The 16,372-nt window shown below is 58.9% G+C and carries 16 protein-coding genes; all 16 read right to left on the reverse strand.

Annotation, left to right across the window (positions count from 1 at the left end; translation table 11 throughout):
• Positions 1-4: 4 nt before the first annotated feature.
• Positions 5-1,363, reverse strand: a complete 1,359-nt coding sequence (gene fliI / locus JFT81_RS11805) for a flagellar protein export ATPase FliI (protein ID WP_201227443.1) — start codon at positions 1,361-1,363, stop codon at positions 5-7.
• On the reverse strand, positions 1,353-2,159 hold the full coding sequence (fliH, locus tag JFT81_RS11810; protein ID WP_201227444.1) for a flagellar assembly protein FliH: 807 nt from the start codon (positions 2,157-2,159) through the stop codon (positions 1,353-1,355). The genes fliI and fliH overlap by 11 nt, the downstream gene beginning before the upstream one ends.
• A 4-nt stretch (positions 2,160-2,163) precedes the next feature.
• Positions 2,164-3,183, reverse strand: coding sequence for a flagellar motor switch protein FliG (fliG, locus tag JFT81_RS11815; protein ID WP_007958288.1), 1,020 nt, complete (start codon positions 3,181-3,183; stop codon positions 2,164-2,166).
• Positions 3,176-4,963 (reverse strand): flagellar basal-body MS-ring/collar protein FliF, encoded by a 1,788-nt coding sequence (gene fliF, locus JFT81_RS11820; protein ID WP_201227445.1) that lies wholly within the window; start codon positions 4,961-4,963, stop codon positions 3,176-3,178. Before fliF ends, fliG begins: the two co-directional genes overlap by 8 nt.
• Before the next feature lie 15 nt (positions 4,964-4,978).
• Positions 4,979-5,308: a flagellar hook-basal body complex protein FliE gene (gene fliE / locus JFT81_RS11825; protein WP_064119537.1), complete on the reverse strand. Its 330-nt coding sequence runs from the start codon at positions 5,306-5,308 to the stop codon at positions 4,979-4,981.
• Between the two features lie 128 nt (positions 5,309-5,436).
• Positions 5,437-6,828 (reverse strand): sigma-54 dependent transcriptional regulator, encoded by a 1,392-nt coding sequence (locus JFT81_RS11830; protein ID WP_201227446.1) that lies wholly within the window; start codon positions 6,826-6,828, stop codon positions 5,437-5,439.
• Positions 6,829-6,833: 5 nt separating this feature from the next.
• Positions 6,834-8,027: an ATP-binding protein gene (locus tag JFT81_RS11835; protein ID WP_201228086.1), complete on the reverse strand. Its 1,194-nt coding sequence runs from the start codon at positions 8,025-8,027 to the stop codon at positions 6,834-6,836.
• A 128-nt stretch (positions 8,028-8,155) separates the two neighbouring features.
• Positions 8,156-9,631, reverse strand: coding sequence for a sigma-54 dependent transcriptional regulator (locus tag JFT81_RS11840; RefSeq protein ID WP_122661536.1), 1,476 nt, complete (start codon positions 9,629-9,631; stop codon positions 8,156-8,158).
• Between the two features lie 172 nt (positions 9,632-9,803).
• Entirely contained in the window at positions 9,804-10,100 is a 297-nt protein-coding gene (gene fliT / locus JFT81_RS11845; RefSeq protein WP_201227447.1) for a flagellar protein FliT, read from the reverse strand.
• Positions 10,101-10,111: 11 nt separating this feature from the next.
• Complete coding sequence (fliS, locus tag JFT81_RS11850) at positions 10,112-10,507, reverse strand: flagellar export chaperone FliS (RefSeq protein WP_201227448.1); 396 nt, start codon at positions 10,505-10,507, stop codon at positions 10,112-10,114.
• Positions 10,508-10,638: 131 nt separating this feature from the next.
• Positions 10,639-12,090: a flagellar filament capping protein FliD gene (fliD, locus tag JFT81_RS11855; RefSeq protein ID WP_201227449.1), complete on the reverse strand. Its 1,452-nt coding sequence runs from the start codon at positions 12,088-12,090 to the stop codon at positions 10,639-10,641.
• 82 nt (positions 12,091-12,172) lie between these two features.
• Positions 12,173-12,532, reverse strand: a complete 360-nt coding sequence (locus JFT81_RS11860; RefSeq protein ID WP_201227450.1) for a flagellar protein FlaG — start codon at positions 12,530-12,532, stop codon at positions 12,173-12,175.
• A gap of 73 nt (positions 12,533-12,605) precedes the next feature.
• Positions 12,606-13,466 carry a flagellin domain-containing protein gene (locus JFT81_RS11865; protein WP_201227451.1) on the reverse strand — a complete coding sequence of 287 codons (861 nt, stop codon included), beginning with the start codon at positions 13,464-13,466 and terminating at the stop codon, positions 12,606-12,608.
• 237 nt (positions 13,467-13,703) lie between these two features.
• A complete protein-coding gene (locus JFT81_RS11870; RefSeq protein WP_201227452.1) occupies positions 13,704-13,976 on the reverse strand; it encodes a hypothetical protein in 273 nt (90 codons plus the stop codon).
• Entirely contained in the window at positions 13,973-15,262 is a 1,290-nt protein-coding gene (locus JFT81_RS11875; protein ID WP_201227453.1) for a 6-hydroxymethylpterin diphosphokinase MptE-like protein, read from the reverse strand. Before JFT81_RS11875 ends, JFT81_RS11870 begins: the two co-directional genes overlap by 4 nt.
• Positions 15,263-15,346: 84 nt before the next feature.
• On the reverse strand, positions 15,347-16,273 hold the full coding sequence (locus JFT81_RS11880; RefSeq protein WP_201227454.1) for a ketoacyl-ACP synthase III: 927 nt from the start codon (positions 16,271-16,273) through the stop codon (positions 15,347-15,349).
• Between the last annotated feature and the right edge of the window lie 99 nt (positions 16,274-16,372).

Below are 16,372 nucleotides of genomic sequence, written 5' to 3' on the forward strand. Positions count from 1 at the left end.
CCGGTTATCCGCCTGTCGCCGGGGCGAACAAGGTCGCGAGATAGGACTGACTTTCGCCCATGTTGATTTTGTCGTTCAGACCCTGACGCTGGTACCTGACCAATTGCGGTTGCAGGGAAATCGCCAGGTCGGTCTCGCGGTCGCCACCGGCAACATACGCGCCGACGCTGATAAGGTCGCGACTCTGCTGATAGCGCGACCACAGCTGTTTGAAATACTGCGCGCGCTGCATGTGTTCCGCCGAGACCACCGCCGGCATCACCCGACTGATCGAGGCTTCGATGTCGATGGCCGGGTAGTGCCCTTCCTCGGCCAGACGCCGCGACAGCACGATGTGGCCGTCGAGCACGCCCCGCGCCGAGTCGGCAATCGGGTCCTGCTGGTCATCGCCCTCGGACAGCACGGTATAGAACGCGGTGATCGAACCCCCGCCCTTCTCGGCATTACCGGCGCGCTCCACCAGTTTCGGCAGTTTGGCGAACACCGACGGCGGATATCCCTTGGTCGCGGGCGGCTCGCCGATGGCCAAAGCGATTTCCCGCTGCGCCTGGGCGAAACGGGTCAGCGAATCCATCAGCAACAGGACGTTCTTGCCCTTGTCGCGGAAATACTCGGCAATGCGCGTGCAATACATCGCCGCGCGCAAACGCATCAGCGGCGCATCGTCCGCCGGCGAGGCAACCACCACCGAACGCTTGAGGCCTTCTTCACCGAGGATGTGCTCGATGAATTCCTTAACTTCACGACCCCGCTCACCGATCAGGCCGACGACGATAATGTCGGCCTCAGTGAAGCGGGTCATCATGCCCAGCAATACCGATTTACCGACACCGGTACCGGCGAACAGACCCAGACGCTGGCCGCGACCGACCGTCAACAAACCGTTGATGCAACGAATGCCAACGTCCAGCGGTACGCTGATCGGGTCACGGTTGAGCGGGTTGATCGTCGGGCCATCCATCGGTACCCAGTCTTCGGCTTTCATGCCGCCTTTGCCGTCCAGCGCACGACCGGCACCATCGAGCACGCGACCGAGCATGCTCATACCCATCGGCAAACGCCCGGTGTCGGCCAGTGGTACGACACGGGCGCCCGGAGCGATACCGGCGACGCTGCCGACCGGCATCAGAAAGACTTTATTGCCGGAAAAGCCCATGACTTCCGCTTCCACCTGAGACGGGTGGTAGCTATCGTCATTGATCACCATGCAGCGTGTGCCCATGGCGGCGCGCAGGCCTTCGGCTTCCAGGGTCAGGCCGACCATGCGCAGCAGGCGACCTTCAAGAATCGGCGCACCGGCAATCTCGGTGGCCTCGGCATAGGTGCTCAGGCGCTTGGCGAAACTGGTGCGTTCAAGGCGCATCGGGGGCGTCCGCCAGCGGCTCGTCAGCGTCGACAGCCGGTTTGGCGTCCTCAGGAATGTCCAGACTCAGGTCCGGCGCCGTCGGGTGCAAAGCCTGTTCATGCAACTGATCGAACAGCTTGGCCATGACCTGACTGACACGCGATTCGATGCTGGCGTCGATGCGACTGTGCTCGGTTTCTACACGGCAACCACCGGGCAACAGCGAGTCGTCTTCGACGATGCGCCAGGTTTCTTCATGGCGTTCACGCAGGGCTTTGACCTGAGCGAAATCCTGCGGATTGACGTACAGGCGCACGTTTTCCACACCCAATGGCAACAGCTTGAGCGCGTCACGCATGACCTGCTCGATCTGCGTCGAATCGATCGCGAGCTCACGTTTGATCACTTGTTTGGTGATGTGCTGCACGAGATCGACCAGCGACTTTTCAATCTGCGTGTCTTGCTCGGCGATCGGTTCGAACAGGTGACCCATCAGCTGCTCAAGGCTGGCGACTTTCGCTGCCAAGGCCACTTCGGCTTCCTGACGGACCTTCAGCGTGGCGCTGTGAAAACCTTCTTTTTCGCCGATGGCGAAGCCCTCGTTGTAAGCCTCCTGACGGATGCTTTCGAGCTCTTCGAGGGTCAGTGGCTGGACTTCGTCCAGTGGCACTTCTTCCATTTCCGGCGGTTCGGGCTCGGGTTCAGGCTCGGGCTCCGGTTTCGGCGGATCGAAGCTGGGCAACGCCCAGGATTCGAAACCGCGAACATCGCGGGCACGGATCAGATCCGTCACATCGTCGTCGTGCTTGTCCATGGGCTTAGATCATTTCCTCGCCACCTTTGCCACCGAGTACGATCTCGCCGGCTTCGGCCATACGACGGGCAATGGTGAGGATTTCCTTCTGCGCGGTTTCGACGTCGCTGACGCGCACCGGGCCTTTGGCCTCGAGGTCGTCGCGCAACAGTTCGGCGGCACGTTTGGACATGTTCTTGAAGATCTTCTCTTTGACGCCTTCGTCCGAACCCTTGAGGGCCAGCACCAGCACGTCGGAAGACACTTCGCGCAACAGCGCCTGAATACCGCGATCGTCGACATCGGCAAGGTTGTTGAACACGAACATGAGGTCTTCGATCTGACCGGACAGGTCTTCGTCGACTTCGCGGATCGAGTCCATGAGCTGGCCTTCGATCGAGCTGTCGAGGAAGTTCATGATGTCTGCCGCACGCTTGATACCACCCAGGGTAGTGCGCGAGGCATTCGAGTTGCCGGAGAACTGCTTCTCGAGAATCTGGTTCAATTCTTTCAGTGCCGCTGGCTGCACGGTGTTCAACGACGACACGCGCAGGATGATGTCCAGGCGCACTTTATGATCGAAGTTACCGAGTACTTCGCCGGCCTGATCCGGGTCGAGGTAGGCAACCACGATCGCCTGAATCTGCGGGTGTTCGTAACGGATCACGTCAGCAACGGCACGCGGCTCCATCCATTTCAGGCTGTCGAGGCCACTGGTGTTGCCACCGAGCAGGATGCGGTCGATCAGGCCGTTGGCCTTGTCTTCACCCAGGGCCTGGGTGAGCATTTTGCGTACGTAGTCGTCGGAACCGACGCCCAGGCTGGTCTGGTCGCCGACGATGTCGACGAACTCGCTCATGACCTGCTCGACCTGCTCGCGATGGACGTTGCCCATTTGCGCCATGGCAACGCCGACGCGCTGAACCTCTTTCGGGCCCATGTGGCGCAGCACTTGCGCAGCATCGGTCGAGCCCAGGGACAGCAGCAAAATCGCGGCTTTATCGACCCGGGACAGTTTGGCGACGGCGGCTCGGTTATCACTCATCTGCGTTAATCCACTCTTTCACGACCTGGGCCACGCGACCCGGGTCTTCTGCCACCAGACTCTTGATTGCATTCAGTTGCGCGTCATAACCCTCGCTTGGGCTCGGCAACAGAATGCTCTGCGGACCACCGAGGCTCACGCGGTCGTTGGAAAGCTCGCCGTCCAGGCCGCCCATCCCACCGAGTTCCACGTCGCTGCCAAGACCGGCCAGCTCCTTGCCTTTGCCACCGCCGGTGATGTTGTTCAACACCGGACGCAGCACACCAAACACCAGCACCAGGATGAACAACACACCCAGCACTTGTTTGACGATGTCCCAGAACCATGGCTGGGAGTAGAACGGAATATCGGCAATCACTTCGCCGCGCTCGGCGGAGAACGGCATGTTGATCACGCTGACACTGTCGCCACGGCTGGCATCGAAGCCGACGGCGTCCTGCACCAGACGGGTGAAGCGCGACAATTCGTCGGCGCTCCATGGCGCGCGGGTGATTTCCCCGTTGGCCGCATTGACCTTGACCTGATCGTCGACAACCACCGACACCGACAGGCGATTCAGGCGACCCTGCTGCTGTTTGGTGTGGCTGATCGAACGGTCGAGCTCGAAGTTCTTGGTGGATTGTTGACGTTTGTCTGCCGGGTACGGTGCGAGCATCGGCTGGCCTGTGGCCGGGTCCATGATCTGCTGACCGTTGGCATCAACCAATGGCTGACCTGGCTGCACCATGCTGGCCGGCGCAGCAGCGCCACCGGTGGTTTGCGGCGCCGAGGCTGGCGACGGTGGCTGGTTGCTCAGAGCACCCGGCACACCTTGCGGGCCATTGCTGGCAGTGCGTTGTTCGTTGACTGACTGTTCGCTGCGCAACGCCGGTTGATCCGGGTTGAACTGCTCGGCAGTGGACTCGACAGCGTTGAAATCGATGTCGGCCGAGACTTCAGCCTTGTAGCGGTCATTACCCAACACCGGTTGCAGGATGTTGTGCACGCGCTGAGTGAGCATGCTTTCCATGCGGCGGCTGTAATCGAACTGCTTGCCGGCCATGGTCATTTCGGAGTTTTCCGCCTGATCAGAGAGCAGGTTGCCCTTCTGGTCGACGACGGTGATCTGCGATTTGCTCAGCTCGGGAACGGAAGTCGCCACCAGATTGATGATCGCAATGACCTGGCCCGGCTCCAGCGAACGACCGGAGTACAGCTCGACCAGCACCGAAGCGCTTGGCTTGCGTTCATCACGCACGAACACCGAGCTCTTCGGAATCGCCAGGTGCACGCGCGCGCCTTTGACGTTGTTCAGGCTGGAAATGGTCCGCGCCAATTCACCTTCGAGGCCGCGACGGTAATTGGTCGCTTCCATGAACTGGCTGGTGCCCAGCCCCTGCTCCTTGTCGAGGATTTCGAAACCGATGTTGCCGTCGCTGGGAGTGACACCAGCAGCAGCGAGTTTCATCCGCGCACGGGACAGGTCATCGGCTTTGACCAGCAAGGCGCCGGAATTCGGTTCGACGGTGTAAGGAATGTCGGCTGAGGCCAGGGTGTCCATGACCTGCTTGGCGTCCATGCCGGCAAGGCTGCCGTACAACGGACGATAATCCGGCTGCTGCGACCACAGCACCACGGCAAAGCCAATCGCCACGCTCGCGGCCAGGCCGACCAACAGGCCCACCTGACGCAGCACGGTCATCTCGGAGAGGTTTTCCAGGAAGGACAGGCCGAACAGCGGCGGTTTGCCGTCTATCGGGGTGGCCTTGGCCGGAACGTTATCGGCGACTGCTTCTGCCATGACTCAATCTCGTCCTTAAACCGGCATCTGCATGATGTCTTGATATGCCTGAACCAGCTTGTTGCGCACCTGGGTCAGAGCCTGGAACGACACGCTGGCTTTTTGCGAAGCGATCATCACGTCCGTCAGATCGACGCCGCTCTTGCCAACTTCAAAGGCATTGGCCAATTGAGTCGACGCGGTCTGGGTATCGCTGACTTTGTTGATCGCCTGACCGAGCATGTCGGAAAAGCTGCTGCCCGCCAGTTCAGGGACAGCGGTCGTCGATTTCGGCGCAGACATGGCATCCAGCTTCATGGCCTTCATGTCTGTCATCAACCGATTAAATTCAATACCTTGGCTCATGGTCTACTCTCTTGGGCGGCCCGCAATTTTTTGACACTCACTCGGCGGGTACACAGGTATTAGCAACAAGGGTGCCAGCTCATGGGCAGCCCTTTCAGAAAAGCATTTTCAAGTCTTTGCGCCACGACTCACGTAGCGAACAGGTAGCCTTCGACATCCATGCCGGCGTCGCGCATTTGCGCCAGCTTGTAACGCAAGGTGCGCGGGCTGATACCGAGCTTTTCTGCCGCTTCCTTGCGCCGGCCACGCTCGGTGCGCAAGGTGTCGATGATCATCTGAAACTCCCGGCGGCGCAGGTCATCGCCCAGGGCTCCGGCCGAATCCGCTTCGATTTCCACCTCACGAATCACGGCGGGCACCGGCGCTGCCACTGGCAACGTGGCGAACATCACGGGACCGGCGAGACAGAAATCCTGCGGTTGGATCAAACCTCCCTGCTGCAGAATCAACGCCCGCTGAATCGCGTTATCCAGCTCTCGCACATTGCCCGGCCATGGATATCCAGTCAGGCACGCCTGCGCTTCCGGCGAAAGTTTCGCCGCCGCATGCTTCATTTTATTGACGTGCTTGGCCAGCAAGCGCTCAGCCAGCGGCAAGATATCGGCAGTGCGCTCGCGAAGTGGACGCCAGGCGAGGGGGAAAACCGACAGACGGTAAAAAAGATCTTCACGGAAACGCCCCGCCGCCACTTCCCCGGCCAGATCGCGGTTGGTGGTGGCGACCACGCGAATGTCCAACGTGATTGGCTTGCGCGCCCCCACCCGCTCGACTTCGCGCTCTTGCAACACGCGCAGCAGCTTGGCTTGCAGGCCGAGGGGCATTTCGGAAATTTCATCGAGCAGGATGGTGCCGCCGTCGGCCTGTTCGAACTTGCCCGCCTGCGCCGCGATGGCGCCAGTGAACGAGCCTTTCTCGTGACCGAATAACGTCGCTTCGAGCATGTTGTCGGGGATGGCCGCGCAATTGATCGCGATGAACGGTTGGCTGGCACGATGGGACTGCTGGTGAATGTAGCGTGCCAGCACTTCCTTGCCGGTACCTGACTCGCCGGAAATCAGCACGGTGGAGTCGCTGCGTGCAACGCGCGCCGCCAGTTCCAGAAGCTGGGCACTGGCCGGCTCGACCGCGATCGGGCCTTCGACGTCGCCTGCACCGAGGCTGCCCAGCGCGTGTCGCGACACCAGATCCAGCAGAGCCTTGGGTTCAAACGGCTTGACCAGATAGTCCGCCGCGCCCTGGCGCATCGCATCGACGGCACGCTCGACCGCCCCGTGAGCAGTCATGAGCAACACCGGCAATTGCGGCTGACGAGTACGCAGCAACGCAAGCAATTGATGGCCATCCATGCCGGGCATGTTGACGTCGCTGACCACCAGGCTGAATGCTTCGCGCGCCACCGCCGTCAACGCCTCCTCAGCACTGCCGACGGCTTGATAATCATGGCCAGCCAACAGCAACGTATCGGCCAGCGCCTCGCGCAACGAACGGTCATCCTCGACCAGCAAAACCTTGATGCCCATGACGTTCACTCAGCTCCCTGTACAGCGGAAAACAGCGGCAGAATCACCTGCGCGCACGTGCCGCGCCCGACTCGCGAACGCAGCTGCAATTCTCCCTGATGTGCCCGGGCCACAGCCTTGACCACGGTCAGGCCGAGGCCGGTACCGGTGACTTTAGTGGTGAAAAATGGTTCGCCGAGCCGCGCCAGAACAACCGGGTCAATGCCGCTGCCACTGTCACTGACGCACAGACGCAGGGTGTTATCGCGGGTGTAGCAATGCACTTTCAGGCGCACATCAGCAGTGCTGGCCTGAATCGCGTTTTCGATCAGATTCAACAGCGCCCCGACCAGTGTGTCGCGGTTGCACAGCAACTCGCCGACATGACTGTCGCACTGCCAGCGAATTGGCAGATCCTGCACGTGGGTCAATGCGGCAGCCTGCAGCGATTGCATCAGCGCATTCGGGGTGAGGCGATCGGTCAGCGGCAATTCACCGCGAGCGAATACCAGCATGTCGCGCACCTGATGCTCCAGCTCATGCAGGCGCTCCTTGAGGCGTCCGGCGAAACGCTGCTGGGTGGCGACCGGCAGTTCCTGCTCGGTCAAGTGACTGGCGTAGAGCAACGCGGCGGACAACGGCGTGCGGATCTGATGCGCCAGCGAGGCGACCATACGCCCCAGCGAGGACAGACGTTCGTGGCGCGCCAGTTGATCTTGCAGATGACGGGTTTCTGTCAGGTCGTTGAGCAGCACCAATTGCCCCGGCTCGGCATCCAGCGAGCGCGTGGCAATCGACAGGCGTCGACCGTTTTTCAGGGAGATTTCGTGGCCGTCGTCTTCACGCGGCGCAAAACAACGCGCAATGACATTACGCCACAGCTCACCCTCCAGCGGCAGCCCGAGCAAGTCGATGGCGGCCGGGTTGGCTTCGCGCACGATGCCGTGGCCATCAATCACGATGACGCCACCGGGCAACAGATCAAGAAGGTTTTGCAGACGGTTGGCCAGACGTTCTTTTTCCGCCAGTTCCTGCATGCGCTGGGCGCTGACCACGGCCAGCTCACCCTTGAGCTCGGTCACCCGCGCCTCGAGCATGCTGTAGGAGTCAGTCAACTGGCTGGACATTTGATTGAACAGCTCGAAAGCCTGCTCAAGACCCTGTCGGCTTGCCTGCTCTACGGAGGACGGTTGCCCCTCGGGACTGGAGGCAGAAGACATCTGGGAGGCTTGGGGCATTGTGCTCTCTCGCTTGGCTGACCGTCAGTTAAACGGAACGTTGCGAGGGATGTAGCAATACCCGTGCCTAAAAAAAACTGCTTATAAATGAAGCAGTTGAAAAACAGGCGTCAATCCTCCGCCTGTTCGTCTCCATCGCGCCGGCTCATGCCGTACTTGCGCATCTTCTCGACCAGCGTGGTACGTCGAATGCGCAGACGTTCGGCAGCACGCGCAACAATGCCATTGGCATCGTCCAGCGCCTGCTGGATCAGGCCTTGTTCCAGACCCCCGAGGTAGTCTTTCAGGTCCAGGCCTTCCGGCGGCAACATGGCGTTGGCGGTGAAGTCCGGGGTATGACCATTGATGGCCACGCGCTCTTCGAGATCGCTGCGCAGGCTGTCGACCATTTGCTCGTCTTCGTCATCGACGTAGCGGAATTTCTTCGGCAACTCGACGACGCCGATCACCCCGTACGGGTGCATGATCGCCATGCGCTCCACGAGGTTGGCCAGCTCACGAACGTTACCCGGCCAGCCGTGACGGCACAGCGACATGATCGCGGCGGAGTTGAAACGGATCGAACCGCGTTTCTCGTGCTCCATGCGCGAGATCAGTTCGTTCATCAGCAGCGGGATGTCTTCGACGCGTTCACGCAGCGGCGCCATCTCGATCGGGAACACGTTCAGGCGATAGTAGAGATCTTCGCGGAAGGTGCCGATCTCGATCATGCTTTCGAGATTCTTGTGAGTCGCGGCAATGATGCGCACATCGACGCTCTGGGTCTTGTTGCTGCCCACGCGCTCGAAGGTGCGCTCCTGCAGGACGCGCAGCAGTTTGACCTGCATCGGCAGAGGCATGTCGCCGATTTCGTCGAGAAACAGCGTACCGCCGTTGGCCAGTTCGAAACGGCCAGCACGGCTGGTGATGGCGCCAGTGAAAGCGCCCTTTTCGTGACCGAACAGCTCGCTTTCCAGCAACTCTGCCGGGATCGCCCCGCAGTTGACCGGCACGAACGGCGCGTCGCGACGCTTGGAGTGGTAGTGCAGGTTGCGCGCAACCACTTCCTTGCCGGTGCCGGACTCGCCGAGGATCAGCACGCTGGCGTCGGTGTCGGCCACTTGCTGCATCATCTGACGCACGTGCTGGATCGCACGGCTGGTGCCGACGAGGCTGCGGAACAGATTGGGTTCGCGATGACGGCCGCGCTCGCGGGCCTGGTCGTACATTTCGCGGTAGACCTGAGCGCGGTGCAGCGAGTCGAGCAATTTGCTGTAGCTCGGCGGCATTTCGAGGGTCGAGAGCACGCGACGACGCTGGTCATCAGGCAGGTCGACGGAAGAATTATCGCCCATCAACAAAACCGGAAGGAACTCATCCCAGGTTGAGAGTGTCTTTAGCAAGCCCAAAAGCGCACCAGGAGCATTGACCGTCCCGATCAGTACGCAAATGACCTCACGACTAGACGACAAAGAGCCGACTGCCTGCTGCCAGTCATGGCTACCGCAGGGTAAATTTTCTTCGCCGAGAAAATTTAGAATCACCGCCAGGTCGCGGCGGCGGACGCTATCGTCATCGATCAGCAGAATTTTGGTTTCACGCCACATGCAATAGCAACTTCCCTAGTCAACTCAATGCCCGAAAAATGGGGCAAGCGAGACGCTTGCAGGACACCTTGTGCCTGTAGACGCCTGAAATCTGAAATCAGCCACTAGTTAAGTCAAAAAACCGTGCACAGTCAAATTTATGGCGCACATGTCTGGATTAACTGGGGATTAATTAACCAAACAGATGGTAAACCTTTGCTGCCTTTTGCGCTTGGGTGATCTGCGACATCTCATTGGCAATTGCCTGCCGCTCACCCATGGCAGCCTCAAGAAGCTCCTTGTAGACGTGGAGCAACTCCTCAAGATTTTCGCGCAACGCGACCTCGTCCACCGGAGCTTCAGCCATGACGTCTTCCATGCAGGCACGGCAAGCCAGATCCAGCTCGCCAATGGCTTCCCAATTACGTTCGGCCAAGGCACTGGCCAACGCTTCACGGGTATCGGCGATTCGCTGCAATACAAGACTCATGGTGTTCTCCTTTAAAACTGGGGTCCTGGCGGAGCAATGCCATCCCAGCCTTCCTTCACGGTACGCAGCAGACCAGCGACTTCATCGAGAATCCGTGGATCGCTGTCGATATTGGCCTGTGCCAGCCGCTTCATCATGTAGATGTAAAGCTGGTTGAGCTCACCGACCGTATCGGCACTGTTTTCCAGATCCAGGCCTTCACACAAGCCACCGATAATGCCAATAGCCTTGCTGATGGCAGTGCCCTTGGCAGGAATGTCCTTGCGCTCGATGGCGCCTTTGGCCTGAGCGATACGCTCCAGACCGCCTTCCATCAACATTTGCACCAGGCGGTGCGGGCTCGCTTCGGATGTCTGGGCATGTGCGCCGACTTTCTGATATTGCCGAAGGGCTAACATTGGGTTCATGTTCTACCTCATTGCCACAATGACTCGTATAACCAGTGTATCGCCAACGAGCCACAAAACTTTAGATGAAAAGACAAAAACCCGGCGCACGCCGATAAAGCGTAGCCGGGTTTTTGTCGTCAGCTCATGAACTAGCTGGCGGACTTCTGCGCGTCAAGCGAGGCGAAGAACGAGGTGATGTTGCTCGCCGTCGCTTTCATTTGCCCAACCAACAGATCCATGGCGTTGTACTTGGCAGTCAAAGTCGCCGTCAGGCTCGCCACGTGTATATCGAGCGCGGCCTGCTGTTTTTTCAGACTTGCAGCGGCATTGGTCAGATTGGTGCTGCGTTGATCGAGCAGACCGGTACCCGACTTGACGTAAGGATCGACGGCCGCCTTCATGCGCGACAGCAGACCATTGGTCGAAGTGGTGCCAGAGAACATCTGCTGAACCTGGCCAGCCATGCCCGGTGTGGCCATACGATCGTTGAACACCTTGGTGTCCAGCGTCAGCTCACCGGTTTCCTTGTCGGTCAGCACGCCCATCTGCGACAACACAGCCAGTTGCCCTGTCCCCGCCGAGGACTGGGTCAACTGCGAACGGATATCGGCCATCAGCGAGCGCGGCAGCGAGTCACCGGTAAACGCGGCCGAAACCGTCAGATTGCCATCCTCATCCGCTGTCGCATTGGACAGGGTGTCGATGGTTCGCTTCAGCGTGTTGTAGGAATCCATGAACGTCTGTAGAGAAGTCTGGATGCCTGCGGTGTTCGTGGCGACGGTGACATTCGCGCCTATCTGCTTCCCAACGGCGTCTTTAGGGCTCACGGCAACGAGGTTCAACGTCATGCCGCTGATTGCGCCGGTTACCGTGTTGCTTTTGCTGGTAACGTTCAGACCGTCGATGCTGATCGTGGCATCGCCGGCCAAATCACCAACAGCGCCGGAAGTGCCAGCCGCCGGGTTATCCCCCATTTTCTGGGTACCGTCGATTTCCAGCCCGGCAATACCGCTGACCTTCAGGTCCATGCCTGTACCGGTCTTGCTCGAGTTGATCACCAATCGCGACGCGCCGCTGGCGTCGGTCACGATGTTGGCGGAAATACCATTGCTCGCCTGCGCACTGTTGATCGCGTCACGAGTGCTCTGCAAGGTGGCATTGGCCGGAATCGCGACATTGTAATCAATGCCATTCTGACTGATTTTCAGAGTACCACTCGGAATAGCACTGGTGGCGCCACCAGCAAAAGCAGCACTGGCTATCTTCGACCCGGTTGCCAAAGTCTTCACGACAACGTTGTAACTGCCAGGCACAGCCGTACTGTCAGAAGTTGCACCGAGAACCGTCGGAGTATCCGAAGTCGCGGAATAACCGGCAAACGCAGGGTTGGTTGCCTTGTCCAGATCAGTCATCGACTTCTGGAATGCCGCCAGCGCGCTTTTCAGCGAACCTACACCGGAAATTTTCAGCGAGTTGGTTTTGGTCTGAGTATCGATCTGCGTCTGTTTGGCCGATTTGTCGGCATTGACCAGCGCAGTCACGATCGAGCCGATGTCCAGACCGGAACCTAGCCCGGAACCCGGTAGAATTGGACTTGCCATGTGCATCTCCCTTCAGATTGTTGCCATTCTTTTGACCGTTAACAGCGTCCTGAGAACGTACAAACACTATTCATGCCAGCTATCAGACTTTGGCGTCGAACAACACGTGACTCGCGTTGGCGAGGCTGTCTGCCAGCTTGAGGGCTTCGGCGGAAGGGATCTGTCGAACGACCTCACCCGTCTCGCTTGCAATTACTTTGACGACGACCTTGCCGGAGTGTTCATCGATAGAGAACTCCAGATTACGCTTGATCGACTGGACAAACTTCTCGATGTCCTGAACTGCCTGCTTCAACTTGGCATCGTCCGTAACCTGACTCTTTTTATCAGCGACCGGAGCGTCGACCTTGGCAACCACTGGCGTGTCTGCCGGTTTTTCAGCAACCGGTGTTGCTGGCTTGGGAGCCGGATAAGACACGTTAAGCTTTACGCTCATGTCCATGCCCATCACCTCCTAAAGTAAAAAAGCGAGAGAGCGCGACAAGCGCACTCCCCCGCTTAAACTCGATCCGAAATTACTGAAGCAGCTTCAGTACAGCGGAAGGCAGTTGGTTGGCTTGAGCCAGAACGGAGGTCGAAGCCTGCTGCAGAGTTTGCTGCTTGGTCAGGTTAGCAGTTTCTGCGGCGAAGTCGGTGTCTTGTACACGACCCTGTGCAGCAGTGGTGTTTTCCACGATGTTCTGCAGGTTGGAGATGGTGCTGGTCAGACGGTTTTGCGAAGCACCCAGGCTGGCGCGCTGTGCACCGATGGCAGCGATAGCGGCGTCGATTGCAGTGATCGCGTTGTCGATGTTCTGCGAAGCAGAACCAGCACCAGTACCGGTAGCACCGGTCAGAACTACGGTACCGCTACCTACGGACAGGCTGACGGCGTCGAACTTGGAGCTCAGTACCAGGTCGATGTGGTTAGCTGCGCCGGTGTTTGCGCCAACTTGCAGAGTTACAGTACCAGCGGTACCGTCCAGCAGGTTTTTGCCGTTCAGGTTGGTCGAAGCCGAGATACGGGTGATCTCGTCGGACATCTGAGCGAATTCGGAGTTGGTAGCGGTCTGGTCAGCAGTGCCGTTGGTACCGTTACGTGCTTTAACAGCCAGTTCACGCATACGCTGCAGAATGTCGGTAGTCGCTTGCAGACCGCCTTCAGCAGCCTGAGCAACGGAGATACCGTCGTTGGCGTTCTGGATAGCCTGGTTGCCACCACGGATCTGCGAAGCCATACGGTTGGAGATCTGCAGGCCAGCGGCGTCGTCTTTAGCGCTGTTGATTTTCAGGCCGGAAGACAGGCGCTGCATCGAAGTCGACAGAGCGTCGGAAGCGCGGTTCAGGTTTTTCTGAACGTTCAACGACGTGGTGTTGGTGTTTACTGTTAAAGCCATGACGAATTCCTCGTTGGTTGGGTACTGCGGCTTCCGGCCCTGGCAACCGCCGGGTATGGCCTAGAGAACCTTCGTAATAGTTATCGTCGGGTTATCAGGTTGCTTGAGGGCTTTTTTAAAAAAATTTGCCATCACCCTGCCACCCCCGAGAAAACAAGGGCTTAGCCGCCCCTCACCCACGAAAAAATGACGTCATAAAAACGTCCGTAGCGCAAAGCCGCAGGCCAGCGCTATCGCTCACTCAGGCACTCGTGCATTTTGCAGTAGCTCGATCAGTTCGTACTCCATGTAATCGGCGAGCCCCAACCAGTCCTGACGCTCTTGGCACTCATACATCTGCGTGAGCACATATTCCCAGCCTTGCTGAATATGTTCAGGCGCTGAAATCAACAACTTCTGCGCCTCTTCAAACACATCAACCATGTTCAGCGCAGCCTCGACATCGCGCCCCAGACGAAACAACCCGGCGCATTGACGGCATTGGTCAGCGCACTGCTCAATCGCCGTCATTGCACAAACTCCTTATTGAATTGCGTCCCGGCAATCAACGCACCCGCGCGACTGCTATTAAAGAATTGCACATGCGGATGCGCAGCGATGTATCGCTCCAGAACGCACAAGTAACCACGGAAGTTGAGTTGCGTACTGACCCGCTGGCCATTGCCATCCCGCACCCAGTGACGCGCCTGATCCACTCCCGGCCCCAGATCACCGTCATTCCAGCCGGCATGGGTCTTGTTCATCGGGAATGCGAAATCCGCACCGAACAAGGTAATGCGCGAGGCCCCCATCTTCACCGCCAGATCCACTGCCGGGTGAATGACACTACCGCCGACATGCAGCAGCGCGCGCGGATGTTGCTCGCGCAAACCGGCATACACCGGACTGGCCGAATAGCCGCCGTAGCGCTTGCCCTTCCAGGCCGTCAGCACTTGGGGATCGCTCATCGGCAGATACACCAAGGTGATCCCGTCTGACTCTTCGAACGGCAGATGCCGAAAACCGATGCGCTGATCGATGCTCACCACCATGTCCGGGACAATCGCGTGTTCGCGCAACGGCCGATAAGCGGTATCCACGGCGATGAACAATGGACGATCAGCCTGCTGACGAATCGCCGCCAGCCGCTCGAAATGACTCTCCAACGTCGGGCCAGTGCCGATCACGAACACCTCGCGGCCGGCGCAGGTATCGAACAATTGCGCCACATCCTCATCGCCCAACAGAACCGGCAAGCAGTCCGTCAATCGCTGTTGAATAATCGGCGACTGCACGTCGAATTCGCGGTTGTTGAACGTCAGATGAACCTCGTTGACCAGCCGATCACGGATCTTCGCGTTGAAGTCATCAGCCAGCAGCATCTCGGCCGGCAAGGCAAAAAACGGCGTGCAGATGTCGGAAAGATCGCCCGCATAAAACAGCTCCACGCGCGGATCTTCCAGCCACTGCCGTTGATCAATCAGTTGCAGCACCAGCGCAAACAACGCGCCATTGAGGATGTGCACGTACAAACGATCAAGGTTTGTGCGCTCCAGCAACACGCCCGGCAGATCGCCGAGGCCGGTGCCGTAGACGTGCAGTTGCGCTTTGTCCGGGAGGCTGGCGGCCTGAGTCCGCGCCTCATGCGTGCGCTCATGACGGCTGGTGAGCTGGATGCCGTTGACGCTCAGCGTCGAGCCCAGCCCCTGCGTCAGCTCAGCCTCGATGGCCGAACTATCTTCTGCCATCAAGCGCTCGAACAGCGCCGGCCAGCGTCGTTGCAGGACTTCGGCGTTGGCCTGGAAAAACTCGCTCATGACGACTCGCACTCCCTTTCAGGCAAAAAAATAGCGCTCAAGGTTAACCCTTGAGCGCTATTTTTGTATCGGCCGTTGTGTGGCTCAAGGACGATAAATAATCGCCGAACCCCACGACAGACCCACACCGAAACCGCTGAGCGCAATGCGCTGCCAGTCGGAATCGATCACGTGTTTTTCCAGCAGCAGCGGAATGCTCGACGACACGGTGTTGCCAGTCTCGACCATGTCCTTGAGGAATTTTTCCGGCTTGTCCTCGAAACGTCGCGCCACGGCATCAACGATCGCCGCGCTGCCCTGGTGAATGCAGAACGCGTCGATGTCGTCAGCCTTGAGGCCAGAATCGTCGAGCAGCTCGTGCAAGTGCGCCGGGACTTTCAGCAGCGCAAAGTTGAACACCTGACGACCGTTCATGAAGAACACACCGTCGGTGACTTTCAGGTGCGGTGCGCCGGAACCGTCGGTGCCGAACTTGGCCTTGCCCAGCGCCCAGGTCGGATCTTCACCCATCCAGGTAGCAGTGGCGGCATCGCCGAACAGCATGGTGGTGTTGCGGTCTTCCGGGTCGACGATTTTCGAGTACGGGTCAGCGGTGATCAGCAGGCCGTTCTTCAGGCCAGCGGCTTCCATGAAGCCCTTGATCGCGTAGATACCGTAGACATAACCGGAACAGCCCAGGGAAATGTCGAACGCGGCAACATGGGTCGGCAGGCCGAGTTTGTCCTGCACGATGGCTGCGGTGTGCGGCAGGCCTTCTTCGTCACCGTTCTGGGTGACGACAATCAGTGCGTCGATCGATTCACGTTTCAGATCAGGGTTGCTGGCAAACAGCGCATTGGCCGCTTCCACGCACAGATCGGAAGTCTCTTGATCAGCATCTTTGCGCGGCAGAAAGGCCGAGCCGATTTTGCCAAGGATGAATTCTTCATCCTTCTCGAATTTTGCACCTTGTGCGTAATTGTCCACGCCGGCTACAGGAACGTAGCTCCCAATGCTTTTTATGCCAATCATTACGGCTTCCCAATAAAAAACAGCCCAAGACCACCGCTCGCAAGGATTCGAGGGGCGCCGACAAACAGAAATTGGCCGCCACGAAGGGCGGCCAGGGGG

This window comes from Pseudomonas sp. TH43, from assembly GCF_016650635.1.
Taxonomy (GTDB): domain Bacteria; phylum Pseudomonadota; class Gammaproteobacteria; order Pseudomonadales; family Pseudomonadaceae; genus Aquipseudomonas.

Coding starts and splice junctions, on each gene's coding strand:
- JFT81_RS11840 (WP_122661536.1), bottom strand. CDS start 9,631: ATGTGGCGTGAAACCAAAATTCTGCTGATCGATGACGATAGCGTCCGC.
- fliG (WP_007958288.1), bottom strand. CDS start 3,183: ATGAGTGATAACCGAGCCGCCGTCGCCAAACTGTCCCGGGTCGATAAA.
- fliS (WP_201227448.1), bottom strand. CDS start 10,507: ATGAACCCAATGTTAGCCCTTCGGCAATATCAGAAAGTCGGCGCACAT.
- JFT81_RS11830 (WP_201227446.1), bottom strand. CDS start 6,828: ATGGGCATCAAGGTTTTGCTGGTCGAGGATGACCGTTCGTTGCGCGAG.
- fliE (WP_064119537.1), bottom strand. CDS start 5,308: ATGAGCCAAGGTATTGAATTTAATCGGTTGATGACAGACATGAAGGCC.
- fliT (WP_201227447.1), bottom strand. CDS start 10,100: ATGAGTCTTGTATTGCAGCGAATCGCCGATACCCGTGAAGCGTTGGCC.
- fliD (WP_201227449.1), bottom strand. CDS start 12,090: ATGGCAAGTCCAATTCTACCGGGTTCCGGGCTAGGTTCCGGTCTGGAC.
- fliH (WP_201227444.1), bottom strand. CDS start 2,159: ATGGACAAGCACGACGACGATGTGACGGATCTGATCCGTGCCCGCGAT.
- fliI (WP_201227443.1), bottom strand. CDS start 1,363: ATGCGCCTTGAACGCACCAGTTTCGCCAAGCGCCTGAGCACCTATGCC.
- fliF (WP_201227445.1), bottom strand. CDS start 4,963: ATGGCAGAAGCAGTCGCCGATAACGTTCCGGCCAAGGCCACCCCGATA.
- JFT81_RS11870 (WP_201227452.1), bottom strand. CDS start 13,976: ATGACGGCGATTGAGCAGTGCGCTGACCAATGCCGTCAATGCGCCGGG.
- JFT81_RS11860 (WP_201227450.1), bottom strand. CDS start 12,532: ATGGACATGAGCGTAAAGCTTAACGTGTCTTATCCGGCTCCCAAGCCA.
- JFT81_RS11875 (WP_201227453.1), bottom strand. CDS start 15,262: ATGAGCGAGTTTTTCCAGGCCAACGCCGAAGTCCTGCAACGACGCTGG.
- JFT81_RS11880 (WP_201227454.1), bottom strand. CDS start 16,273: ATGATTGGCATAAAAAGCATTGGGAGCTACGTTCCTGTAGCCGGCGTG.
- JFT81_RS11835 (WP_201228086.1), bottom strand. CDS start 8,027: ATGTCTTCTGCCTCCAGTCCCGAGGGGCAACCGTCCTCCGTAGAGCAG.
- JFT81_RS11865 (WP_201227451.1), bottom strand. CDS start 13,466: ATGGCTTTAACAGTAAACACCAACACCACGTCGTTGAACGTTCAGAAA.